Annotated in this window: 19 protein-coding genes and 2 pseudogenes; 10 read left to right on the forward strand and 11 right to left on the reverse strand. The window is 60.5% G+C overall.

Annotation, left to right across the window (positions count from 1 at the left end; genetic code table 11):
• Window positions 1-249 precede the first annotated feature (249 nt).
• Window positions 250-726 (forward strand): helix-turn-helix domain-containing protein, encoded by a 477-nt coding sequence (locus RHSP_RS17450; protein WP_028755177.1) that lies wholly within the window; start codon window positions 250-252, stop codon window positions 724-726.
• 85 nt (window positions 727-811) lie between these two features.
• Here the strand turns inward: RHSP_RS17450 and RHSP_RS35630 are convergent, their stop codons facing one another.
• From RHSP_RS35630 to RHSP_RS17495, 10 genes are all read right to left on the reverse strand, one after another.
• Window positions 812-970, reverse strand: coding sequence for a DUF3768 domain-containing protein (locus RHSP_RS35630; RefSeq protein ID WP_015341978.1), 159 nt, complete (start codon window positions 968-970; stop codon window positions 812-814).
• The gene (locus RHSP_RS36045; protein ID WP_120764175.1) at window positions 936-1,286 is read right to left on the reverse strand and encodes a DUF3768 domain-containing protein; all 351 of its coding nucleotides are present in this window, start codon (window positions 1,284-1,286) and stop codon (window positions 936-938) included. The genes RHSP_RS35630 and RHSP_RS36045 overlap by 35 nt, the downstream gene beginning before the upstream one ends.
• 113 nt (window positions 1,287-1,399) lie before the next feature.
• Window positions 1,400-2,302, reverse strand: coding sequence for a terpene synthase family protein (locus RHSP_RS17460; RefSeq protein ID WP_004120017.1), 903 nt, complete (start codon window positions 2,300-2,302; stop codon window positions 1,400-1,402).
• On the reverse strand, window positions 2,299-3,846 hold the full coding sequence (locus RHSP_RS17465; RefSeq protein WP_004120019.1) for a hypothetical protein: 1,548 nt from the start codon (window positions 3,844-3,846) through the stop codon (window positions 2,299-2,301). The genes RHSP_RS17460 and RHSP_RS17465 overlap by 4 nt, the downstream gene beginning before the upstream one ends.
• A 181-nt stretch (window positions 3,847-4,027) precedes the next feature.
• Window positions 4,028-5,026: a polyprenyl synthetase family protein gene (locus tag RHSP_RS17470; RefSeq protein WP_004120020.1), complete on the reverse strand. Its 999-nt coding sequence runs from the start codon at window positions 5,024-5,026 to the stop codon at window positions 4,028-4,030.
• Window positions 5,027-5,131: 105 nt separating this feature from the next.
• On the reverse strand, window positions 5,132-6,475 hold the full coding sequence (locus RHSP_RS17475; protein WP_028755176.1) for a cytochrome P450: 1,344 nt from the start codon (window positions 6,473-6,475) through the stop codon (window positions 5,132-5,134).
• Window positions 6,475-7,320, reverse strand: a complete 846-nt coding sequence (locus RHSP_RS17480; protein ID WP_004120024.1) for an SDR family oxidoreductase — start codon at window positions 7,318-7,320, stop codon at window positions 6,475-6,477. The genes RHSP_RS17475 and RHSP_RS17480 overlap by 1 nt, the downstream gene beginning before the upstream one ends.
• A complete protein-coding gene (locus RHSP_RS17485) occupies window positions 7,307-7,615 on the reverse strand; it encodes a ferredoxin (RefSeq protein WP_004120026.1) in 309 nt (102 codons plus the stop codon). Before RHSP_RS17485 ends, RHSP_RS17480 begins: the two co-directional genes overlap by 14 nt.
• A 1-nt stretch (window position 7,616) precedes the next feature.
• Entirely contained in the window at window positions 7,617-8,909 is a 1,293-nt protein-coding gene (locus tag RHSP_RS17490) for a cytochrome P450 (protein WP_004120028.1), read from the reverse strand.
• 89 nt (window positions 8,910-8,998) lie between these two features.
• On the reverse strand, window positions 8,999-10,201 hold the full coding sequence (locus tag RHSP_RS17495) for a cytochrome P450 (RefSeq protein ID WP_004120030.1): 1,203 nt from the start codon (window positions 10,199-10,201) through the stop codon (window positions 8,999-9,001).
• Between the two features lie 1,328 nt (window positions 10,202-11,529).
• On the opposite strand from RHSP_RS17495, the gene RHSP_RS17500 reads away from it, so the two are divergent.
• From RHSP_RS17500 to RHSP_RS17525, 8 genes and pseudogenes are all read left to right on the forward strand, one after another.
• Window positions 11,530-11,805: a hypothetical protein gene (locus RHSP_RS17500; RefSeq protein ID WP_004120034.1), complete on the forward strand. Its 276-nt coding sequence runs from the start codon at window positions 11,530-11,532 to the stop codon at window positions 11,803-11,805.
• A gap of 529 nt (window positions 11,806-12,334) precedes the next feature.
• Window positions 12,335-12,533, forward strand: a pseudogene (locus RHSP_RS35635) (aldehyde dehydrogenase family protein); the annotation flags it as partial.
• A gap of 66 nt (window positions 12,534-12,599) precedes the next feature.
• Window positions 12,600-12,710 (forward strand): annotated as a pseudogene (locus tag RHSP_RS36050) (transposase); the annotation flags it as partial.
• A 531-nt stretch (window positions 12,711-13,241) separates the two neighbouring features.
• Window positions 13,242-14,498: a glycosyltransferase gene (locus RHSP_RS17505; protein ID WP_004120036.1), complete on the forward strand. Its 1,257-nt coding sequence runs from the start codon at window positions 13,242-13,244 to the stop codon at window positions 14,496-14,498.
• A 317-nt stretch (window positions 14,499-14,815) separates the two neighbouring features.
• Window positions 14,816-15,676: an alpha/beta fold hydrolase gene (locus RHSP_RS17510; protein ID WP_004120039.1), complete on the forward strand. Its 861-nt coding sequence runs from the start codon at window positions 14,816-14,818 to the stop codon at window positions 15,674-15,676.
• Between the two features lie 835 nt (window positions 15,677-16,511).
• The gene (locus tag RHSP_RS17515; protein WP_004120041.1) at window positions 16,512-18,701 is read left to right on the forward strand and encodes a prolyl oligopeptidase family serine peptidase; all 2,190 of its coding nucleotides are present in this window, start codon (window positions 16,512-16,514) and stop codon (window positions 18,699-18,701) included.
• A gap of 309 nt (window positions 18,702-19,010) precedes the next feature.
• Window positions 19,011-19,415: a DoxX family protein gene (locus RHSP_RS17520; RefSeq protein WP_004120043.1), complete on the forward strand. Its 405-nt coding sequence runs from the start codon at window positions 19,011-19,013 to the stop codon at window positions 19,413-19,415.
• A 583-nt stretch (window positions 19,416-19,998) separates the two neighbouring features.
• Window positions 19,999-21,039 carry a helix-turn-helix transcriptional regulator gene (locus tag RHSP_RS17525; RefSeq protein ID WP_004120045.1) on the forward strand — a complete coding sequence of 347 codons (1,041 nt, stop codon included), beginning with the start codon at window positions 19,999-20,001 and terminating at the stop codon, window positions 21,037-21,039.
• 1,069 nt (window positions 21,040-22,108) lie between these two features.
• Here the strand turns inward: RHSP_RS17525 and RHSP_RS17535 are convergent.
• On the reverse strand, window positions 22,109-23,146 hold the full coding sequence (locus RHSP_RS17535) for an IS110 family RNA-guided transposase (protein WP_004119987.1): 1,038 nt from the start codon (window positions 23,144-23,146) through the stop codon (window positions 22,109-22,111).
• Window positions 23,147-23,284: 138 nt separating this feature from the next.
• On the opposite strand from RHSP_RS17535, the gene RHSP_RS33800 reads away from it, so the two are divergent.
• Entirely contained in the window at window positions 23,285-23,953 is a 669-nt protein-coding gene (locus tag RHSP_RS33800; protein ID WP_240535458.1) for a sterol desaturase family protein, read from the forward strand.
• The last annotated feature ends 97 nt before the right edge of the window (window positions 23,954-24,050 follow it).

The raw sequence follows: 24,050 nt of genomic DNA on the forward strand, positions 1-24,050 counted from the left end.
TCTTGTCAGACCGTTGGTCAGTTTGAAGGTCGACGTGTTCCAGCCAACCGCGCAATGGCGATCCGTTCGCGGCGCAGCGGACGGACAGAATCGCTCCCAAAGCTGGGCGCAATCGGGTGACGTGCTTTGCGGCAGAACTCGCCAAACTCGTGAATTTCGCATCAAGAATATGTAATCGCATCACAAATTTGAAAGTCGAGACGTCTGGTTGCCCCTATCATGCCCTTTTGCGACCTTAAGGGAGCCGGCATGAGTGATATCACAGACTTCGAATCTAGTTTCACGCGGCAAAGGCCGTCGCCATCGGATGCGAGGATCCATCCCGTCGATCGCCACGTCGGACAACAGATCCGCATTCTCCGAATTCAAGCCAATTTATCGCAGAACGAGTTGGGCAAGGGCGTCGGCGTCAGCTTTCAACAGATGCAAAAATACGAAAGCGGCAAAAACCGCGTCAGTGCTTCGATGCTCTATGAAATAGGAAGTTGCCTGCATGTGCCAGTGGCGCGGTTTTTCGAAGGCCTGCCGGAGCCGGGCAGCGGAGTTCCCCACCAAGAAGCCGCGGAGATTGACGAACGTATCGCATACCTGTCGACGGCTGACGGTCGCCGACTGATTGAAGGCATTTTGCGTCTGTCGCCCCGAATCAGGAACCGGGTTCTTTCGATTGTCGGTATTCTCGCCGAGGAACAGGAACAGGCCGGCGAGCAGACGGCCGAAGCGTGACAATGTGAGCAAAGATAGATTTTCTCTGTATAGCTCTTTTGCCCGCCGCTGCCGCATCTCTCTACCCGCGGCAGGACACCCCGGCTTAGTATTCCTCGGCCAGCATGATCGCGAGGACACGGACGATTTGCATCGCGTCGGTCGGATCTTCGGAGCCATGCATCATATCGCTGACGTAGTAGTTGATTTTCCAGAACACCTCGTGTCCATCAGCCAGCATCGCCCCCAAAATCGTACTTGTCATGGGGATCGTTGTCGGGCGTGAAGCTGTTAAAGTCCTGCACGGCGTCGGCAATGCGGGACCGGGTGGGATCGGGAAGCCTGCGGATACCTTGCGTTACGAGCACCTTGCCGGTAGCCAGCTCGAGCGGAGAAGGTCGTTCCGGCTCTGGATTCGTGGCGTGCGGTTGATCGTCATAGCTTTTGCTTTCGTTGGTTGATTGCGCCGATGGTACATTCCGCACGAATGCGAATGGAGAGGCCTGTCCTGCCCAACACGGATCGGAGCGGGCCCGGCATGGATGGCAACACGAGGTTTGCTTAGGAAGGCCGCCACTCATGGCAGCCGGTCAACCCGAAAGCCTATGCCGAAGCTCCTCCCAGATCGCTATAAGCCCATCCTTGTTTGCCATTGACCGACGGCAGCGCGCGCATGTCGCCGCTTGCCGCGCGTTTAGGCCTGCGCACACTGGCATTCCCCCGCAGCGTCATTGCGGTAGCGGCTGGTGGAGGTCTGATAGTACTGGGCGCGGAGGGCCGCCATTGCCTCGATTAGCGGTCCCCACGGCGCCGGAAAGCATTCTTCCGCCATCACCCGGTGCAGCATGCGCGTATGGCCGGCCAACTCGTCGTTGAGGAACTCTACCACAGGCATAGCCGGGTAGCGCTGCGACAGCAGGATCGCCGCGTTGTCGGCCTCGCCGCCCGACCTGTCCTTCTCGCGTCCATGCAGATCGTTCTGCAGGCGCCCTATCGCGGAAATGAGCCGTAGGACCTGGCGGAACGCCGGACGCGCGCGCAACGTCGCCATGTCCAGCCCCCAGAGCAATGACATGCAACAGAACACGTTCGCGTAGGCGATCGAATCGACGCCGTTGTGCAGGTATTCGGTGTAGGACCAGCGTTCCGCCCCTTGCGCCTGCGCGCGTCCGGCGCGCAGAGCCGCGCAGTAGTACCGGGTATCGTCGAGAAGCTGAGCATAGTCACGACAATCGTAGGCGAGCGCGGCCAGCGAACCCCGCAGCGTAGCGCAGCCCTCGAATCCAGGGAGCGCGCACGGCACATCCTGTCCCAGCGCCCGCTCCACCGCGGCGAGCTGCTCTGGCGTGATCAGGCCAAGGTCGTTACAATCGTCGAGCCAGAACAGCAGCGCCAGTTCGCGATAGAACGCCACAATCAGGGTTTCGTCCTGCGGATCGCGGCCCGTGCGAACGCTAATGTCTCGCAGGCTCGGGTCGATGCACTGCAGGATGTACTTGCCGCCCCTGACCGCTTCGACGGCATGCTCGTCGGCGAACCCGGTCAGGGAACGACCCCACTCCAGCACCTGCTGCAGCGCGCCTTCGGTCTGGATCATGGCGCTGCTCCTGCTTCCTCGGCAGCGCGCCGCCCCCAACTGAGCGCCAACCATAATCCGGCGAGTTCGGCCACGCGCACGACCCGGGTCGGGCAATACAGTTCCTTGCCGATCCACAGCGGCGTCTGCGGCAATCTATGCGCCGCATGGCGGGCGAGCATCCATTCCAGCGCACGCGCCACCACCTGAGCGATGCGCGCGCGCCCTATGGGTTCTTCCCTCCCATCCATCACATGTAACGCAAACAGCGCATAGGCGGTTTCCTCGAATGTGGACGCACGACCGGCGCCCCAGCCGCCGTCGTCGCGCTGCGCCTGCAGCAGCGCCGCCAGCGCGCGCTCGTCGCGCCACTGTTGCTTGCCTTGCGCCAGCGCAGCGAGCGCATGTGCGGTGGGATACAGCCATGAAACGTGCCATTTTTCGTTGTCCCACAGTCCGTGCGGGTTGCGAGTGGCCTCGACGTAGGCGCTGGTGCCGGCGGCGCGCTTTCCCAACAGTCGCAACGCATGCAGGGCATGGATGTTGGTCGACACCGAGGCATTGCGCTCGCCGGGGAAGGTGACGAACAGCCCCCCAGTTTCGAACTGGCGCAACGCGTCGACTGCCGGGTCGCGGCCCGCAAGGCGCAGGACGCACAACACAACGGCGGTGTCGTCCGCGTCGGCGGCGAAGTGCAAGGCCGGCCCAAGACCGCGTACGCCCAGGTGGGCTTCAAGCTGCGCAACGATTTCGCGCACCGCGTCTGCGAGCGCGGGATGCGCGAACAGCCCCGCCAGATGCAGGGTGTACAACGACCAGCATGGCTCAAACACATTGATCGGCCAGACATTGGGAACGACACCTTCGATGCCGCTGCGCGTCGCCCGCGATGCCGCTTGCAGATACGCGTCCGCGCGCCCGACCTGCGGCGTACTCCCCTGTACTACGGCGTGCGCACGCCACGCGGCGGTGGCCGCCGGGCTGATGCCGATGCTGCCGTACTCATCCGGGCATGCGGTGGTTGGCGACGTCCCCCAGGCTTCCCAGGTGTGCAGCAACGGATGGCCGCTCGGCAACATTGCCATCGCCCCCAGCTTGACCAGGCACTCTTGCCGCAACGGCAACAGCGCCGAGTAGCGCGGAAACGCCACGCCGCCCGGCAAGGATGGGGCCTCGCCGCAAAGCTGCGGCAGGATCAGCTCCGCACCGATCGGCGCATCTTCCGGCACCGCATGCGCATAGGGATCGGGCTGGCGCCGGAGGAACCGGGTTGCAGCCTGGACTGCGTCGGCAGCACCGGGAAGAAGATTGGCACGCTGCAATGCCAGCAAAGCCGCCCACGTGGGCGCATGGCGGAACAGCGGGAAGTCCGCGCTTCCCCATCCGCCATCAGGCTGTTGCTGCGCGATGAGCCACGCATATGCGTCCTGCCAACCGGCGACGTTGCCGCGGAACTGCAGAGCTCGCGCCGTGTCGTAGACGGACGGACCGACGCCGCCGCCATCGCTCATCTCGCTCAGCAGGTGGCGCAATTCGGAAAGGATCTGTTCGGACAGCGCGTTCACGCGGGATGTTCCTTCTGCAGACGGTTGACAAAAACCAGAATCGGGCAGTCGCCGCGTGCGCGCCGCGGCAGTGCTAGGCAACCGCTGCGATCGGCGACGCGGACTCGGAAACCGCACAGCATGCACCGCTGCTGCCACCGATCGCAGCGGCACAGGGGCGGTTCCACGCGGGCGGGCGCGCTCATGCGCATGGCGCGTGCGTGAACAGATATGCGTTGGCCCGCTGCAGGATCTGCGCCAACCGTTCCGCACGCGGCCCCAGCGGGGCGATGGCATCCTCCGCGTCGCGCAACAGATCCGCGACGAACTGGCGCGCTGCCTTTAGCCCCATGATCGACGCGCAGGTCGGCTTCTGCGCCGCCGCGTCCTTGCCGGGCGTCTTGCCAAGGGTCGCTTTATCCGCTGTCGCGTCGACAATGTCGTCGACCACCTGCAACGCCAGGCCGAAACAGGCGCTGTAGCGATCGAGCGCACAGTACAGCTCAGCGTTCGCGGCATCCTCCGCGATGGCGCATAGTGCGCCCATGCGAACGGACGCGCGCACTAGCGCTCCGGTCTTCATGCGGTGCATCGCCAAGATCCTGCCCAGCTCAACGTGCTTTCCAACCAGCGACAGATCTATGGCCTGCCCGCCTGCGGCACCCTCGGCGGACACTGCCTGCGCCAGTTCGCGCACGAGCGCGATACGGTTGTCGCCCGGGGCATCAAGGCTCGCCAGGGTCAGGAAGGCGTGCGCCTGCAGTGCATCCCCGACCAGGATCGCAGTTGCTTCGCCGAACTTGACGTGCACGGTCGGAAGGCCGCGGCGAAGCACGTCGTCGTCCATTGCGGGCAGGTCGTCGTGGACCAGGGTACAGGCGTGCATCATCTCGATGGCGGCGCCGACGACGTCGAGCATGTGCGCCGGGGTGTCGGCCAGTTCGCCGGCAGCCAGACAGAGCAAGGCGCGGGTGCGCTTCCCGCCATGCAAGGTAGCGTAGCGCATCGCCGCCATCAGCTCGGTCTCACCGTCGTCCTCGGGGCAGAGAAGACGCGTCAGCGCCTGTTCGACCCGCTTTGCGCCGTCCTGCATCCAGATCTCCGGCAGCAGCCTGCCGGATGCGCCGGGCGCCTGCGCGCCCAATCCGCCGAGCGCGGAAATGCCAGTTTGGTCATCGTGTAGCGTGGAACCGGTCTGCATGTTGTCAATGTCCTTGTTCCTGACAGGAGAGGGCCACGGCGAGCGGCGAACCGCCTTAGCGTTGCCGGCGTCGCTGCCACGCCACGCGGAGCTTGCGACGCCAGCTCATGAGAATCCGATGCGGATTTTCATGGAGGGCTGTGCTGTCGGGTAATAGCGCCGGCCTTTTTCAGCGTCGCTCAGCAACCGCGGCCGCACCCCGGCCTTGTGCATGGTCAGTGCCAAGGCGATGCCGAACTGCACCAGTTCCAGCCATACCAGGTGGTAGCCGATGCAGACGTGTGGGCCGCTGCCGAACTGCAGCATGTCCACCGGCCGGATCGGCCCCGTGCGTTGTAGCCACCGCGCCAGGCGGAACTGATCAGGCGCCTCGTGCAGCAGCGGTGAGGTCGAGAAATGCAGCAGCGGGATGCCCAGACTGGTGCCCGCAGGAATGCGCCGCTGGCCGAGTTGTAATTCCTGCGTCGCGCGACGCGGTAAGAGCGAGGACGCCGGATGCATGCGCAGCGTCTCGCGAAACAGCGCCTCGGCGACCGGGCACTGCGACAGGTCCGCGTGCCGGGTCGGCACCGCGCCCACGCGTTGCGCCTCCTCGACGAGGGAGTCCCACAGCTCAGGCTGCCGCGCCAGCTCGATCACCATCCAGGCCATCGTTGAGGCGGTGGTCTCGTGACCGGCAAGCAGCAGCAAGCGAACGTTGGCGACCAGGACGTCATCGGAGAGCGCGCCTTCGCTGCGATCGAACGCGCTCACCATGTCGTTGATCAACCCGGTGCGCGCGGCATGCGCGCGCGCGCCGCGGATGAACTGGCGCGACTGCGCGTCGATCCAGTCGCGGGCGGCGCGGCCGCGCCGAAAGGGCGTTCCGGGCAGGTCGATCGGCGGCGCGAGCATCAACTGCAGCAGTTGCCGGTACTTGCGATGCCACTCCGGCAGGTCTTGGGCGGGGATGCCCATGAGATAAAAGGTGAGCTTCAGCATCAAGTCGCCGGTCTCGGGCAGGATAGTTACTTCACCGCGCTCGCGCCATGCCTGCACCCGGGCCCGGATGACGGGCTCGAATAGCTCGCCAATGCCGGCCTCGGTCAGGCCCCTCGGCAGGAATGCCGACTTGATCCCATCGCGCGCCTGCCGATGCGCGCTACCGTTCAGAGTGACCAACGTTCCGCCAAGGATTTCGGGTGCAATCTCTTCAATCAGTGCCGAGGACACGTCCTTGTGCCGGAGCAACGCAAACGCATCCGGATCCAGGCACGTCATCAGTTGTCCGGCAGGGCCAAAATCCAGCCAGAAATGGCTGCCCAGCGTCCGTTCCGCGCGCCGCAGCAGGCGCGGCAGGTCACAAACGATGGCGGGAAGATGCCCGACCAGGGGGAAAGCGCCGGGCATGACCGGGATGTCGTCCCGCAGCCGGTGCCGACGGTTCAGCGGGTTGAGCAGCATGTCTATTACCTCTCTGGCGCCGCGGCCGCTTCGGCGGTGTCACTGGTCGGCCGCGCGGCACGGCTGTTGCCACCATCGGCGTATGTCGGCACATGCGTCAGCATGCCGCCGTCGATGCACACGACTTGGCCGGTGATGAACGCAGCATCGTCGGAGAGCAGGAAAGCCACCAGCGCGGCCACGTCCTCGGGGCGGCCGACGTGCCGCAGGAGCTGGTGCCGGCGCAGATGCCGTTGCATGCACTCGTCCAACTTGTCGAGGAGACGTTCGGTCATGATAAGACCCGGCGCAACCGCGTTGCAGCGGATCTGCGCGTGACCATATTGGGTGGCGAGCGAGGCCGACAGCATATTCATCGCGGCCTTCGACGCGGCGTAGGAGGTCAGCGCGGTGTCACCGCTGAGCCCCTGGCACGAGGACATGTTGACGATCGCGCCACCGCCACGGGCGATCATGCGCGGAATGGCCTGGCGGCAGCAGAGCAGCGTGCCGCGCAGATTAGTCGCCATCGTTTCATCCCAAACCGCCAGGTCCAGATCGAGGATCGCGCGGTCGCATGGGGTCAGATGCATGGCGCTCGCGTTGTTCACCAGCAGATCGACCCCACCGAAGTGCCGCTCCGCCGCCTCAAATAGCGCGGCCACAGCCTGCGCATCGGCGATGTCCATGGCCAAGGCCAGCGCGTGGCCAGCTTCGGCCGCGATCTGCGCCGTGCACGCGGTGGCCGCTGAGCCGTCAATGTCGGCCACGACCACCCTGCCGCCCTCGCGCGCAATGGCGAGGGCGCATGACTTCCCGATGCCGGCGCCGGCGCCGGTCACCACGGCCACCTTGCCCTCAAACCGTCCCATCGTGTCCTCCTGGATTGCATTGGTCTTTCGTGGCATGTCGCTCGGCCTCTGCCAGAGAAGGCGTAGGGTCGGCCCGGGCTGGCTCGCCATCCCCAGCGGCGCTTTCGACGACCCAAATGGCGGCAACTGGGCACTGGCTGGCAGCGAGCCGCACGGCGGCGTGCAGCGCTTGGGGGACCGTCACCACGCACACTTCGGCCACGCCGTCCAGTTCGCGCTGGCGAAAGACGCCCGGCAGGGTTAGCACACACTGCCCAGTGGTTCCGCAAAGATCCTGGTCGACCACGACGCGCATCTCAGCGCCCCGCCTGCGCATGCAGCCGCACGGGCAGGGCGCGGAATGTCCTAAGGAACGCGGATGGCTCCAGGGTCGGCTGATCGGCGAGTACGAGCGTAGGGAAGCGCGCCTCGATCCGCGGCAGGCTCTCGGCTAATTGCACCCGGGCCAGTTGCGCCCCGAGGCAGAAGTGGATGCCGTGGCCGAAGCTCAGCATGATCTTCCCGTCAATCGACATGCCAGGACTGGTGCCGTAGAACCGTACGGGGTCGAAGCGGTCGGGATCGGCAAAGGCGTCCGGGTCACGATTGCCGGCGGCGATCAGCACGCGCACGTCCGCGTTCTTCGGGATTACCACGCCGCCCAGTTCGATGTCGCGCTGTGCGATTCGCGGAATGGAGCTGAACATGGCGGGTGCGTTGCAGCGCAAGACTTCTTCGACGAATGCCTCGACCCCCTTGGCATCTCCCTGCAGCCAGTGCCGCTGTTCGGGATGCGCCAGCATCGCCAGGACCGCATGGTCAATGGTCGCAGCAGTGGTGGCGAAGCCACCCAGCAGCATGCCCCATAGCATGCTGATCAACTCCACATCCGACAGCATATCGGCATCATCGCCGTGTGCGCCGACCAGCATCGACACGACGTCCTGGCGGGGATCGGTGCGCCTGCGCTGTATGAGGTCGCCGAAGTAGGCCTTAACTTTGGCGCTGGCTGCGTCCGCCTCGGCGAGCTGGGGATCGCTGGCGTGCGGGCTCAGGCCTTCCAGGATGGCGCCGATGTTGGCGGCGAGCCCGAACATGTCCTCCTGGGGTATGCCGAACAGTTCGGCAAAGACCAGCATTGGCAAGGCAAGCGCGAATTCGCGATGCAGGTCCACTGCCTCCCCGCGCTCAAGCGCGTGCGCCATGCCGTCCAGGCGCGCTGCGACGATGTGCACTATGCTCGGCCGCAGGTTGTCGATCTCGCGCATCGTGAAATCGCGGGAGATCAGCCGGCGCAGACGCGTATGCGTCGGTGGATCCTTCATCGCTAAAGTGGACGCCAGCAGATTGAGCGACAGGCTGGTTGCCGCACGCGGGAAATAGCGCGCCAGTTCGCCCGGCGCCGGTCCCCGAAACGCATCGCCCGTGGCCTTGAGTGCCCAGTAGATGTCGGCGTGGCGGCTCAACAGAAAGAGGCCTGACGCTGCCCGGTGCACCGGATCGTGCTCGCGCAACCACCGCATGAACGGATATGGGTCGTGGATGCACGCCGGCGACGCGAGTTCGGCGAAGGCGTCCCGGCATACCGCGGTTGTTTCTTTCACGTCCATCTTGGTTACCTGTTGGTTGCTGATCTGGCCGGCGCGCCAGGCGCGCCGGCCATGCGGAGAAGATCACGATCCCCAGCGGCTTCCACGCATCACCAGAACACCGGAAACTCCTCGAACCCGCCGGTGATGATCTCCTTGCGCAACTTCAGTTTTTCGGGCGCCACGGCGAGGCGCAGCGCGGGAAAGCGCTGAAAGATCGAACCGAACACCGCCTTGAGTTCCAGCCTGGCTAGCGCAACGCCGATGCAATAGTGCGGCCCGTAGGAGAACGCCAAGTGGGGCTTTCCTTCGCGTCCGATGTCGAAGATTTCCGGGTCCTCGAAATGGCGCGGATCGAACGCCGTCGCCGGCAGGCCGACCAGCACCTTGCTCTCCGCGGGAATACGCACGCCCGCTATGGTCACGTCGGTTCTCGGGTAGCGCATGACGCCGTCCCAGCCCGCGCCCGGGGGGTACATACGCAGGATTTCCTCCACTGTCTTGTCCACAAGGGATGGATCGCCGACCAGGCGTTCGCGCTGTTGCGGATGACGGAACATCGCCAGCAGGCCGAATTCGATCTGCGCGACGGTGCTCTCGTGCCCCGCCACCAGCATGCCCGCCGCCAGGCCGATCGCCTCTTCCTCGGTCGCTTTGCCCTGATCGACCGCCGCGAGCAGATCCGTCAGCAGGTTGTCGCCGGGGTCCTCGCGCTTGTCCCGCATCTTGCCGCGAATGTAGGCGCGCAGCTCTTCCCAGGCCAGGCGCGACGCGCTGCGCGGGCCGCTTTCATGCTGGTGCGTCATCACCTCGTCGGACAGCCCGGCGAAAAAGGCGTGATCCTCATAGAGCACGCCCATCAGCGCGCTAATGACAATGGCCGGAAGCGGAAAGGAGAGGTGGAGCCGCAGGTCGGCGGGCTGGGGCTGGGCCGCCAGCGTCTCAAACAACTGCGCGGCGATCGCCTCGACCTTCTGCGCGAGCAGCTCCATATTGCGGTCGCTGAAGGCCCGTCCCACGATCGTGCGTAACCGCGCATGCTCGTCCCCCTCGTGCGAGACCAGCCACCCCGGCGAACCGAGAATCACTGAATCCGGGGTAAATGCCGCCGGCGGCATCCCCGCGGGCCGGAATGCAGTGTCGGAGAGCACCGCCTTGGCCTCGTCGTAGCCTGTCACCCACCAGCCTTCGTGCCCGGACGGGAAGCGCACGCGATGGATCGGACCGTTGGCGCTTAGCGTTAGCATCTCGGGCGAGGGCTCGATGTGATTGAGGCGCCACATCGGCAGCGTCGGCAAGGGTTGTTCGGACATGGTGGCAGTTCACTCTCTAAGCGATGGAAAGGGCGGAAGGTGACTGGCAGGCGACGGGCAGCGAACGACGGAAGACGGCATGGAGGCGATGTCCTCCACCGCGATTGTCAGCGCCAGGTCCTCCAGCGGCACGAACGGCGCGGGGAAGGTGCATCATAATTCTAGGCGCGCCGGCGCAGCGCCCAGGCGGAATTCCGACGCTTCGCCGAGCGACAGGTGCGGGTCGTGCCAGATGACGTCGAGCCTGTCGGAGTCGGCATAGATTGCCTAGTCGTAGAGCTTGGTGAATGAGGTTCGACCCTACCCGCCAGCGACGTCTCCGCCAACACGACCTCCGGACCAGTCCCACACCGCCGGTGGCAGTTAAACTAGATCGCATCCAACACGTCCCTGCATTTTCTCGGGGTCCACAACCACGCGCCAAGTCATTCCCACAGCGAACCGTCGGATCAGACGCGAACAGCGACGCGGCGCCGTGTGCGTCCCAAAGACCATCGCACTGCGATTGGTGATGATGCCGCAAACAGAGCAAATCGCGTGCCGAAGTGAAATCGCAGGCTCAGCGGGCACTTCCTAGCGGCGCGTAGTGTCAGGTTACTGACATTGAGTCTCAATGCCGACAACCGGCGGAGCAAGTGCCCGACAAAGCCCTGTTCGTGCGCTGAATGTGAGGAGCTGTCCTTGCGCGATATTTCAAGCATCCGGATTGCCTGCAACAGGCGTGGTTTGCTGGAAACCACTCCGATGTCGGCGGCAACGATCAGGAAAATGAAACCCGCTCTCCGACATCTCGCCGGGTCGGATGGGCATGCGACGCGGAAGCCGCAGGGTCGGGTCGCCGAGCTTGGGAACCTACCTGCCTTGGTAGTTCGCGCACGCGAAATGCGACTGGTATATTCCATATCGTGCATACGCTCCAACTAGCGACATGCTACCCGACTTTGCCCTGTCGAAGTAGGTAGTCGCGGGAAAAGCCGGACGATCTGCAAGCGCGTTCGGTTTTTTCTTTGTTAGGTTCTTCCCTCAAATAATGCGGTGAATGGACTATCAGCGGGCGCGTTGCTATCTGCTACATGCGAACGAAATAGAAAGGGAGACCCGACACACGGGTCAGAGTTCCGGGTATCACCCTTCAAGTTGAAGGAAATTGGATTGTTTGCGCCGTCGCGGAAGGCGATGAATGGAACTCTTCTCGCTTTGCCATGAATCTTACATCCTCTCTAGTTGAGATATTTCTAAAGTATCATCCTTGCCGATTGTCGTTCGAGGCGTGACAGGAGAGAGCGAATCTGCTTCTTCCTAATCAAAGCATTTTGGAAGACGCCAATATGGATGAAGCAGAAAACGACCTGCGTTTGATCGCCGTTATGCGGCGCTACTTCGCTGTTAGGGACGAGCTGGCAGGTTTGAAGTCCGCGCTTGAGGACAAGCGAAAAGCGGCGGGAATCGCGGTCGGCGAATTTTATCACGTGCGCGCCGACAACCAGCATGCAAAGGATGTAAGTCGCACCGTCGCGCTGAGACGGGAGCTGGAGTTTCTGATGAGCCTTGCCGAAGGCTGGTCCCGGGGAGACATCATTCATCTCGCCCCATCAGCCGAATGATCTGGCAAGCGCCGATGCTGCGGCGTGTCCTGTCGGGTTAGGAACGACCCCTCGCCGGGTCGCTCCTCCCTAAGACCGTACGCGCAGTTTCCCCGCATACGGCTCAAGCCTCCACTAGGCCCTGTTTGACCAGAGCCGCCAGTTCCTGTTTATCGGCAGAGTGGGCGGTTCCATCAGGCCGATCCGTAGTTTCCGAGGGCAGACCACGCCTGCGGCGAAGTAGCGGTCCCACATCGGATCAAACGGATTCGCTTCGGCCCGGATTTTGCGGTGGCGACGAATAGGAACGTCGGGTGTATGGAGTAACCGCCGGAACGTGATATTTCCGGCAGTATCCTCGACTGCTGCGCGGAATACCCAGTCTCGCCCTCGCTATCGGCCCAGTGATCGGATGCGGCGCCATGTGAGGACTGCGTCTGGACCCGGAGGCGAGATTGATTGCTGGCGGGAAGCGTTAGCGGCTCAACCCGAAAAATAATGGCCATCCGAGTTCGCGAGCTTTCGGAAAGGCGAGTCAAGGAATCCGCCGGGATGGAAAATGGTCTCTGCGCTTGCTGCGGGAAACGCCATCGTCCTTGCACCTTCGGAACTGCGGCCGTTCTCCATACCTCTACATCCCGACATCGCCAAGTGAGATTTACGGAATCGACCGCCGCCGGCGGCGCGATCATGAAACGATCGCATCCACCCAAATCAAACTGATGACGCTCGAGCTCGGAGGCAAGAGTCTTCCGCGGACTTGAAGGTCGCGGCCCGCTTCGTCGCCCGCTTCGGCAGGCGTTGCGAGCGTCGCGGACGTTGCTCGTCGACATGACTTGGTGCCGCAGCGGATTTACACCTGGCGCCGGCAGTTTGCGAAGAGGGCAGAAGTGCCCGGTGACGATTGGGCCAAGCAGCGAGTTTGAGGAACGCCAGAGACATGCCGGCCGCGAATTGTATTCATTCAAACAATCAATTTTACGCAGCGCCCCGAACGCCTTAAAAATTGCAGGACAGATGGAGTCGAACGAAACCTGAGCGGGTAAGTCATTGAGTTCGCTGCCCGCGAGCTGAAGACGACCGGGGAGTCTTCAAGTCCATCCGCAGATGCGTGCGACGGACGTAAGTTCGCAAGACGATATCACCTTTGTCGAGGTCGGCTAAGCAGCTAGACCTTTCCGGCCGATTGTGCCAACTCCCGACCAGGTTGAGCTGTGTGCAATCGGGGAGTCCTTTCGGGTTTACGGCACCTGCTAGAACGTGTGTGACGGCCGCAAGGGAGCATCATCTTTCTAACCGGAAAGTTCCCGCTGAGGGAAGTTTCCGGGGAGTGTGTTGCATCGCCCCGCCTCCGATTGTGACAGCGGCAGAACTCGACACGACGCACCAATTATCGATCACCTATTGCAGCCTCCGATTACGACGAAATTTGGCTTCAAACACGATTGAGGTGAGGCATGTTGTATAACTTCCTGCTTGCGTCCTGGGGGACGTCGGGTAATCTGGGCCCGTTGCTGACTGCAGCTCGACAACTGCAACGGGTTGGCCATAGCGCCCGCATTATGGCTGATCCAGAGATGCGGCGTGAAGTGGCTGCGGCGGGTTTCGACTTCGTCTCCTGGCGGCGTGCCCCGATGGGGATCGACGCGGATCCTGCCTGCTTTTCAGACATGCAGGACTGGTTCCAAAAGGCGGTGTTCGGCCCGGCGCCAGCCTACGCAGCCGACGTCCAGGATGAGATCGGCCGCATACCGACGGATGCTGTCATTGCCATCGATATGTTGTTTGGTGCCGTGTTGGGCGCCGAAGCCGCTGGCGTGCCGATCGCAATGTTGTCACCCCATGTGAGCCTTCGCCCTTTGCCAGGAATTCCGCCGGCCGCCAGCGGATTGGCGCAGCCGCAGACGCCAGAAGAGCGGATCGCGATCGCGGCGGCGAACGAAAATTGGGCTTGCTTCCTGGACCAATTCCTTTCGCTTCTAAACGAGGCGCGTGCCGGCCTCGGCCTGTCCGGTTTGGCCAGGACGGTGGATTTATTTGAGTGTGCCGATCGGTACTTGCTGGCGATCAGCCGGACCTTCGATTTTGAGGCCGACCTTCTACCGGACAACGTTCGTTATGTTGGGCCACTGCTGGAGCAGCCAAATTGGTCAAGGAGCTGGAAGGCGCCTTGGCCTGTGGACGCCAATCGACCTCGTGTGCTCGTCGCCTGCAGCTCCGGCGCTCAGGGTCAAGACGACTTGGTTCAACGGATCATTTGCGCATTGGGTACGCTGGACGTGCACGCGGTGGCGACCATCGGACCTCATGTTGACGCGGGGAAGCTGGTCGCCCCCGCGAACGTGCATCTGTTGCACGGCGCTCCGCATGACACAGTGATGAAGGAAGTCTGCCTTTTGATAACGCAGGGCGGCCACGGCACCGTCAGCCGGGGGCTGATAAACGGTCTACCGCAACTGGTGCTCCCCAACGGGCGCGACCAGGGGGATAATGCTGCACGAGTTGTGTCGAAGGGAGCTGGTCTTCGACTACCCCCGAGTGCTAGCGAAGCCGAGATCGCCCATGCCGTCAGTGGCCTGTTACAGGAGCCGCGCTATCGCGATGCGGCGCGCCGCTTGGGCGATGGCATCAAAGCTGAAATCGCCGCCTCCGGTCTCATTGACGAATTGGAGGCTATGGTGGCAAATAAATCCATTGTTGGATCGGCGACCTGATGCGGGCGGCTTGATCGTGCATTCGGATTGTTCGATTTTATCGTCGGTGCGCTCAGGCATTTCCTCCATGGGTATTTAGGCACCGATATCTTTCCTTCGATGCTTGCCTACCGGGCAAGTCGATCTTCGTCTCCGGCTTGGTGCCGCTCACAGTTCATCATGTTCAAGTGCTGCCCCATTTGCCACGGGCATTCTCAACTGGATCAGTTTGCAATCGGCAAGCCATTGCTCTCGCGGTCTGAGTGCCGCGGGTCGTTCCCCTCTATGACACAAACACTCTACCCTTTGCTGGCGAGCCCAAAAAAGAGCCGAACCCCATGAATGTAGCCGAATCGAGCCCCGTCCTGATGAACCGCGCCGGGGTGTGCCTTGCGCACTTCGAAGCAATATCGGCTTCGCCCCTAAGTCCGCCGCTCGTCCTGATTCACGGCTGGACCGGCGATCACAGGATATTCACGCCGCAGATCGAATATTTTGCTAAAAGTCGGCACGTCATGGCGGTAAACCTCCGCGGTCACGGAGACAGCGACGCGCCGAAGCAGGAGTACACGATCGAGGATTTTGCTGACGACGTAGCGTGGCAATGCAGCGAGCGGAACCTGGTGAAACCGCTGATCATCGGCCACAGCATGGGTGGATCGGTCGCACTCGAGCTGTGCGGCCGCCATCCTGAGCTGGCCTCTGGTGTGGTGATGATCGATTCTATTGTCACGCCCCGGTGGGCGCTTCGCGACAGCCCCGAAATTGATCAGTTCCTGGATGCAATTTCGAGCTCAAACTATCGGGAGGTTTTGCGAAAAAACGCGTGGTCCATGGCCCTCGACTACGACGACCCTTCCAGGCGCGAGAGCATCCACAACACCTATATCCGCGCCTCGTGCGAGAAGACACCGCAGCATGTGGCGTATTCTGCAATGCGCAATTTCATCCTCAACTATGATGCGTCTCCTGCGGCAACGCGTTGCAAGGTCCCGATGGCCTACATCGCTGCCGATGTGCCGCTGGTGAGCGCTGCATGTGATCTCGACTGGCTAAAGGTTCGCTGCTCCCAACTCGTTTTGGCCAAGACGCTGTTGGCTGGCCATTTCAATACCATCGAGGTGGCTGACCAGGTAAATGCGATGCTCGACCGCTTCTTAGCAGTCGGCCTTAGGCCGCGCCCCACCACCCGGATGTAACGGATGTGCCTAATAGACTGGTTTGCGATGCTATGCCGACCGAGGCCAGCCGAATTCGTGTAGGGTCCGCTGTCGCGACCGACATGAAATCTGGCGGGGAGTGTAAAGGCGTTCTCAAGGCAAGCGGCGCTTGATCGTCGTTAATGTAACCGTGGTGCGGATTGCCCGGCACGACCTGTCATGCCATGAAAGTTTCGCCTCGTTGCTCGCCAAGCGGGCATTAGACCTGATCTGTGTTTCGATGACGCGCTCTATACCGCGGGTCGAACGGCCGGTTACAACAGCCGCACGCGCATCGCCCACAGCCGCACCATCTTCTTGTCATTTGACCGCTAACCATCGCCATCACGGCCGCATTTGCGTATTCGCCTGACCTTTGCGCCTCCTTGCAGGCGTGAATCGTACGCATGTTTCTTGGGAGGCTAGCGAGACGAAAATGGTCGCTCTCCGCTCCGTGACCAAATATGTGGTCGCTCGCCACCATCACCGGGCAGGGCAATCCATTCGTCACGTGATGGCCGACCAAGCACTCCTGAGAGCCTCGGCGAGGCGCACCTTCCCGCCCGTGCACTCAATACCAGGCCTGGTGACCTATGCGCGCCTTCGCCCTTGTGGGGAAATCAGTACGAGGATCGTCTCAGAGCCATATGGAAGTGACAAACCTGGAGCGGTTGCGACATTGCAGTGCGACTTATCCTACAAGGCCTTCATGCTCCCAAGCCTTTGATTCCAGAGGGTCAGTTCAGATGCGCTTGATTGGCACAGCTCTTGCCGAGACGAGAGGCGGAGCGGTTTGTTTCAACCGCTTGGACGTTGGATTTCGGCGAGGTAAATTATGCGCGGTACATTTCTGAATAGATTGGTGTTGGCTATGGTTTTGGCGATGGCATTCACCATGGCGGCTTCTGCCAAGGCGCCGATGACCACTGTTGCCAAGCCGATCGATTCCAACCCTAACAACGCTCCCAACGACGCCGCCGACCCTCGCGCCTATCTGAATGAGATTGACGGCGAAAAGGCGATGGTCTGGGTGAAGGCGCATAACCAATCAACCGTCAACAAACTGTCGAAAGATCCACGCTATGGCGAATATCAGGCTGACATTCTGAAGATCTTGCAAGCCACCGATCGCATTGTTCGGCCCGGCTTCGCGCATGGCAGCACGATCGACAACTTTTGGCAGGACGGCACGCACGTGCAGGGTCTGTGGCGGCGGACGAGCTGGGAAGCCTACAGGTCTGGAAGCCCTCAATGGCGCGTCATTCTCGATGTCGAGGCGCTGTCCAAACTCGAGGATAAGACCTGGGTGCTCAGAAGCGAGAACTGCCTGCCGCCCGTCGACAATCTCTGCCTGCTCAGCCTGTCTGATGGCGGCAAGGATGCAGATGTGGTGCGCGAATTCGACATCGCCAGGGGCCAGTTCGTTAAGGAAGGCTTCGTCCTGCCTGAGGGCAAGCAGTCGGCGACTTGGGTGGACGAGAACACCATCTACGTGACTCGGGAATGGACGCCGGGCGAAGTGACGGATTCCGGCTACGGCTACGTCACCAAGGTGCTGAAGCGGGGCCAGAGCCTCGATCAGGCGGTCGAGATTTTTCGCGGCGACAAGAAAGACGTCTCGTCTCGCCGCAGCGTGATGCGCGACATTGATGGCAAGTATGTGATGGACATCTCCTATCGCGACCTCGACTCGTTCAACACAGAACTAGCCTTCTACCCGAACGGTCACACCGATAACCGCAAGGTCGTTCTGCCATTCCCGACCACAGCTGCTTTAAGTGGCTACTACAAGGGCCAGGCAATCTACAATTTGAAGTCGGACTGGGCCTCGGCCAATGGCACCGTCTTCCACAATGGCGCGCTAATCGCTTTCGATCTCCGCGCGGCGCTCGCCGATCCGGCGCACGTTGAACCACTTGTGCTGTTCATGCCGAACGACCACCAGTCTGTCCAAGGGATTACCCAGACGAAAAATCATCTTGTGCTGTCGATCCAGTCGAATGTCAGCAGCGAGGTACGCAGCTTTGATTTCGGCAAGAATGGCTGGTCGTCCTTTAAATTGGCCCTGCCGGAAAATTCGACTTTGTCCGTGACGTCGAGCGACAATGAGAGCGATCACCTGTTCATCTTCTCGGAAGGTTTCCTCGAACCCTCCACCCTTTTTTACGCGGATGCTGCAAGCGGCAATGTCGAGAAGCTCAAGTCGAGCCCGGAACGCTTCGATGCTGAAGACCTGCAAGTACAGCAGTTCTGGGCGACCTCGGAGGATGGAACGAAAGTTCCCTACTTCCTCGTGGCGCGCAAAGATATTAAGCTCGACGGCACGAACCCCACCATCCTCTATGCTTATGGCGGTTTTGAAATTTCAATGCGTCCCACCTATTTGGCAACACTTGGCAAGTTGTGGTTGGAAAAGGGGGGTGCCTACGCGCTGGCCAATATACGAGGGGGTGGCGAATTCGGACCAAAATGGCACGAGGCCGGTTTGAAAACCCATCGTCAGCGTGTCTATGACGACTTCCAGGCCGTGGCGCAGGACCTGATCGCGAAGAAGGTTACCTCGGCACCGCATCTCGGGATCATGGGTGGTTCGAACGGCGGCCTGCTGATGGGCGTGCAACTGACCGAGCGCCCTGATCTATGGAACGCGGCCGTGATCCAGGTGCCGCTTCTCGACATGGTCAACTTCACCCACATGTCGGCAGGAGCCTCGTGGCAGGGCGAATATGGCAATCCGGACGATCCTGTCGAAGGCGCCTTTCTGCGCTCGATCTCGCCATATCATAACGTAAGGGCGGGTGTGGGTTATCCGGAGCCTTTCTTCGAAACCTCGACCAAAGATGACCGCGTCGGTCCGGCGCACGCGCGCAAAATGGCCGCCCTGTTCGAAGATATGAGTCTGCCCTTCTACTATTACGAAAACATCGAGGGCGGCCACGCCGCTGCCGCCAACCTGCAGGAACGCGCGCGCCTCTACGCGCTCGAATACACCTACATGTCTCAAAAACTCATGGACAATAAGTGAGCATGGATCCTCGCGATTGGAACGGATTTGCAATCCGGTTCGAGTAAAGGATCGGACCGTTGCCGCGTGCGTTTCTTTGGCGGCGGACACGCACGACAAAATCGGGTTGTATCAAGCCCCAATGCTTCTTCCGCGCTCAGAAGACCTATCTGGTCTTACGCAAGATCGCCTTACGTCCCTCGATAATTTCTTGGCACCGTATTTGCGCGAACTGATCAACCCAGGTTCGTTCCTATCGATCCGGCGTCCTGATCCGAATGCCGATCGACCGGAATTAGGACGAGACAACTGGAAAAACTGGAGACTGCTTTGGAGGATGCTTCAAAACACGCGCAGACGGCACTCGCCGTGCTCCGAATCGTTACCGCCCTGCTGCTCATTGAACATGGCGCCATGAAGCTAGCCGGATTCCCCGCGTTCGGCGTTGGCGGAGCAGGGGACGAAGCCAATTTATCCACTCTGATGCTGATTTTTAGCCTTCGGGAGGTGTTCGGCGGCCTGGCTGTGCTGACTGGCCTCCTGACCAGACCGGTTGCATTCCTTTTATCCGGGCAGATGGGCCTCGGCTATTGGACTACCAATTTCTCAGGCAAGAGCGCCTTTCCCGTGCCGAACGGCGGCGATGGTACGCTCCTGTTTTGCTTCATCTTTCTTTATCTGGCCTCTACAGGGCCCGGGGCTTGGAGCTTTGACGCAAAGATGAAGCGAATATGAGAGGGGCTTCGTGACTGCAGCGGGAAGAATCGTACGTCCGGAACCACCATCGTTGAATTCCCCGCTTTGGATCGTATCGGGAAGTCACCGTATGACATCTGGTCAGCAAACATGCTGAAGAGTAAGTGACGACTGACCTAGAGAAGCTCTCCTTCTTTATTCAGAATATACCACGAACTTATTGGGGATCGCGAGCGTCAACCTTTGCGGTTGACAATGCCGATTGCCTGTCGACATAGGTATACAACAACATTAGGTCGACAAGAAGCGGCGTCGAGGTGGAACCCGCCACGGGCGAATGCTAGTAGACGAAACCAAAAACAACCGCTCTCCGAGCGCCGTAATCGGCCAACCCTTCAGTCCACGCCTAAGAGGCGAAGGCGACTGAAGATCCTGAGGCAGATGTCATGCCTGCCAACACTCGGATAAGAGTGGAGAGGAAATAAACCGCCTCGTCACTGGAGGTTTCGGGCGCCGGGCAAGCTATGTTCAATTAAAAAATGGTTGTCGCAAGCTCTATGAAACTCGAGAGACGATCTTGTATGAACCGACAAGATCGATGTCGCTGGCACCTGGAGAACACATGATGGAAAATAGCGCCGATGATGCCGTTTTTCGATATTGCGGCTCAACGTTCGATAGCATGATCGAAACTCTCAGCGAGGTTTTCGGGACATTCGACGCTGAACTCGTAAGTCGCTCCCAAGAGTTCCATTGGGGGATCGATCTTTCGACTTGTGAAGGCGCCGTGTTGATTACCGGTTCCCATCAGGATGGGTTTCAGTTCCGCACGGAATGGTGCTCGGGTGCAACGGAGCATCTATCGATCGTGGTGCCGCGCAGCGGTGGCATGGGGGTTACGTACGGTCGGCGCACCGCCGAGGCAGCACAAGGGAAATTGCTGCTTTACCGGAATTTCGAGCCTGACGGCATCGTGATGCACGGGCAAGCCAATCTAATAGATGAGTTGGTGCTTGATTGGGCCTTATTCCAACGGACAATTTGCGAGACTTTTGACGTGCCTTTCAATGGCTCCCTTGACCTCCTGCCTGAGCTGGATCTGTCAACGCCAGTTGGCCGCACGATCGGCAATCTCGCCGAAACAATCATCGACGGAATGCGCGCTAATGGTCCGCTTTTGCAGTCTCCTATAGCCATGGCACATATTTCGCAGGCGCTCGCCGATGTGGTGATAAGGATGGTGCCTCATCGGCTATTGCATCTGCTGGATAAGAAACCCAGCATGATCGCTCCCAGACATGTTCGACGCGGGATCGAGTTCATGCGGGCCAATATCGACCAGCCGATTACAATGCCGATGGTGGCAGACGCAGCGGTGGTTTCCACCCGAGCGCTCGAAGCTGGTTTTCGTGCTTTTAAGGACATGACACCCGCAGCCTATCTACAAATGCTTCGGTTGCGGGCAGCACGGGAAGACCTGCTAGATCCAGAGAACCGCATGCTTTTGAAAGACATCTGCCTGAAATGGGGGTTCTTTCAGTTCGGGAGGTTTTCCGCAGTTTATAGGGCGCACTATGGAGAAAATCCGTCTGAAACAAGGAGAGGCGCTTGCGGGTTGCATTCTTTTAGCGCCCCGGGACGAAAAAAGATTGGCTGGAAATGACGGACCGATTGTTTTCAAGGCGAAACGATCATGTTGGATTTCAACCGCTACCTTGTCTTCGTCATTCTTGCCATCGGTTCCACAGCGTTGGAACTCCCGTCAGTACGCGATAAAAAAATTAAGCCGCAGACCCGCGAATTGCGGACACACTGTATCGGCACAAAACGAACGTCCGGTGTCCGAACGTTGTTTCGATAAACGCTCGGTTGGGTCTGCACCCAGCGGTCAAATAACCAGGCCGCCGACAGAAAGTGAGTGAGACCTGCCAGGTTGAAGAGCACCAGTGCCCTACGAGGACTGGAATACCGCCGCTTTCAAAAAGACGTGGTCTCCTGTGGCGCAGTTTCTGCCCGCCAACCGCTTGTGCCGGCCGATATCCCCTTACTGTAAGGCGACGGCCAGGGTGGCAGCAGTCAAGAAGCATGACTCCGGCGGCTTGCCGATTACTGCGGCGGCTCGTGGATTGGCGATAGCCATTTGCGAAACGAATTGGTCTTATCCAAACAATCGATTTTCAATCGCCGCCGACATCGCATACGGCAATTACGTCGTTCCAATTCGTCGGAGCAATTCTAATGTACGTTCTCGATTTAGAGGAGATGGCCCAGTTCTTCGTGAAATCGTTCACGCTGGTTGCGATATTTGCTACGACATGCGTCGTACTCGAGGTGATCTTTCCGGCTTATCGATATAGCTTTGCCTCGTACGTTCGCGGCGCGCGGAATTGGGTTATTCGCATTGGATGCGGTGCTGTAATCTGGCACTTGTATGCTCTGGGTTTGCAATTGTTAGGGATTAAACCGCTCCTTCTGTAACGGGCTGTCCCGAGTCAATCCCTTTTGAGCTTAATCCCTCGCCGAGTGCTTGCTTCTGTCCGCAGTCGACGCCGGGGTCGCTGCTTTATGGGGTCTGCTGAGGACCGGCTGGCCAATCTAAGGACGCGCAGTCACCTCAGTGCTGCTTGCGGTTCATCGGCCTATCCGCTCCATCGTCCCGGCGAAGGGACCTTGCTCCGGTGGGCTGATGGTGGTGCCCGCCCGAAACCTTGTCTTGTTGTCTCGCTTCCTGCTCAGGCGGTCATGGCTGACGCCGCCTTGTGGGGAATGAAGTTGGTTTTATCCCTGAGCATGTGGTGCAACACCACCGCCAGCTTACGGGCCAGCGCAACACGCGCCTTTCTGGGTCCCGCACGTCTTGCAACCGCCAGCGCCCAGCTTTTGAGATCCGAACCCTTCACGGGGCGCGTCAGGATGACATTGGCCGCCTCGTAGAGCGCGGTTCGTACGCCCGCATCACCGATCTTCGAGATGCGGCCGCTATAATCGGTTTCGCCCGATTGATACTTCTTGGGCGTCAATCCGAAATGCGGCCCCACCGCTCGTGATGATCGGAAGCGCTCAGGCGCGTCAACAGCCGACACGAATGTCAGCGCCACCAGCACGCCAACGCCGGGCGTCGTCATCAGCCGACGTGCATTATCGTCCTGACGGGCCATGACACGCAGCTTTCGTTCAAAACCTGCAAATTCGTCCATAAGCGCGTCGCGCACCTTCAACAGTGAAACGGTGATCGCCTCCAAGGTCGGATGACCTTCAATCAGCTCGCGGATCCGTGCCGCATAGGTGCGCCGCGTGGTCGGCCCTACCTTGAGGCCGAAACCGCGCAGAATGCCCCGGAGGCTCATCTCGATGTCGTGAAGTTTTCCCTGGATGAGCTTGCGTGCGGTCAGCAGCGCTCGCACCTCCTGGGCCGGAAGAGATTTGCAGTGGACCGGCCTGAACCAGCCAAGCCGCATTAACTGCGCAATACCCCGTGCGTCCTTCTTGTCGGTCTTCACGGGCATCGTCTTGAAGGCCGCCCGCACGTGGCGCGTCTCGATCAGTTCGACCGCCAGATCCGCCTTCGCCATTTCCGCGTAAAGCCATTGCGACAAGGGGCCAGCCTCAAGACCAATTCGTTCCATCGCCGCGCCCTGCTCGCCAAACCAGGCGATCAGCGCATCGGGTTCACTGTGGACCTTTGCCTCGCGCACGATGCGGCCATCCGCATCCACCACGCACACACTCGAGTATTCCAACGAGACATCGATTCCGGCATACTGCTTCATGGTCGTCTCTCCGTGATGCTATGGAGCAGGCCACTCCTGACTCCGCGACACCATCATTGTGAGGGACGACCACCAAGCCTTCAAACTCGCCTGGCTGGGATCCGCCCGTTACACCATCTAACGGTCAATTTTGGTGCCTTGCTTCACTCTAGCAATCCGCTCATCAACACGGGGCTCGCCGTCCTTTCAGGTGTGCTCGTCGCGATAGCCGGTGACTTCTTCTATTATTGGATGCATCGCGCCCAACACGCCGTTCCGTTCCTTTGGCGCCTGCATGCCACTCATCACTCAATTCGTGAACTGACGGCCTGGAATTGCAATCATCATTTTACCGAGCCATTTGTATACGCATTGTTTGTCACGCTACCACTTACGCTGGTTAACTTCGAATCAGGCGTCGTGCCCGTCGTTGCCATGACCCTAATTACCTTTCAGGCCCACCTTTCTCACTCTAGCACACGAGTCAACCTTGGGCCGCTCCGATACATTATCGGCGACAACAAATTCCACCGCATTCACCACTCGATGGAACCGCATCATCGGCATCGAAACTATGGGTTCTTTACGACGGTATGGGACACGATTTTCCGCACGGCATATTGGCCGAAAAAGGACGAGTGGCCGCAAGTTGGTCTCCGAGATCAGTCCGAACCACTCACCGTACGTGACTATTTTATGTTTCCGTTTGATAAGCGACGTTGGATCAGAACCAAGGTCGGAAATGGTATGCGGGGAGTTGAGGCTGGCGGATTGAACGCGGCGGAAAGAGATGGACCTGTTCGTTCGGATATCAGTTCCGCAGCTTGAAGTTCAAAGAGTTGGGTCTGATCTAAACTTGGTGGCGGCCTTGATCAGGAGGCTGCTTAGCGAGAAGATCTGCAAGGCTGCGGCCCACCGTTTGGTG

This window comes from Rhizobium freirei PRF 81 (genome assembly GCF_000359745.1).
Taxonomy (GTDB): Bacteria; Pseudomonadota; Alphaproteobacteria; order Rhizobiales; family Rhizobiaceae; genus Rhizobium; species Rhizobium freirei.

Coding starts and splice junctions, on each gene's coding strand:
- RHSP_RS17490 (WP_004120028.1), bottom strand. CDS start 8,909: ATGGACGTGAAAGAAACAACCGCGGTATGCCGGGACGCCTTCGCCGAA.
- RHSP_RS17515 (WP_004120041.1), top strand. CDS start 16,512: ATGCGCGGTACATTTCTGAATAGATTGGTGTTGGCTATGGTTTTGGCG.
- RHSP_RS36045 (WP_120764175.1), bottom strand. CDS start 1,286: ATGAGTGGCGGCCTTCCTAAGCAAACCTCGTGTTGCCATCCATGCCGG.
- RHSP_RS17535 (WP_004119987.1), bottom strand. CDS start 23,146: ATGAAGCAGTATGCCGGAATCGATGTCTCGTTGGAATACTCGAGTGTG.
- RHSP_RS17450 (WP_028755177.1), top strand. CDS start 250: ATGAGTGATATCACAGACTTCGAATCTAGTTTCACGCGGCAAAGGCCG.
- RHSP_RS35630 (WP_015341978.1), bottom strand. CDS start 970: ATGACAAGTACGATTTTGGGGGCGATGCTGGCTGATGGACACGAGGTG.
- RHSP_RS17480 (WP_004120024.1), bottom strand. CDS start 7,320: ATGGGACGGTTTGAGGGCAAGGTGGCCGTGGTGACCGGCGCCGGCGCC.
- RHSP_RS17510 (WP_004120039.1), top strand. CDS start 14,816: ATGAATGTAGCCGAATCGAGCCCCGTCCTGATGAACCGCGCCGGGGTG.
- RHSP_RS17495 (WP_004120030.1), bottom strand. CDS start 10,201: ATGTCCGAACAACCCTTGCCGACGCTGCCGATGTGGCGCCTCAATCAC.
- RHSP_RS17460 (WP_004120017.1), bottom strand. CDS start 2,302: ATGATCCAGACCGAAGGCGCGCTGCAGCAGGTGCTGGAGTGGGGTCGT.
- RHSP_RS17525 (WP_004120045.1), top strand. CDS start 19,999: ATGATGGAAAATAGCGCCGATGATGCCGTTTTTCGATATTGCGGCTCA.
- RHSP_RS17470 (WP_004120020.1), bottom strand. CDS start 5,026: ATGCAGACCGGTTCCACGCTACACGATGACCAAACTGGCATTTCCGCG.
- RHSP_RS17500 (WP_004120034.1), top strand. CDS start 11,530: ATGGATGAAGCAGAAAACGACCTGCGTTTGATCGCCGTTATGCGGCGC.
- RHSP_RS17485 (WP_004120026.1), bottom strand. CDS start 7,615: ATGCGCGTCGTGGTCGACCAGGATCTTTGCGGAACCACTGGGCAGTGT.
- RHSP_RS17505 (WP_004120036.1), top strand. CDS start 13,242: ATGTTGTATAACTTCCTGCTTGCGTCCTGGGGGACGTCGGGTAATCTG.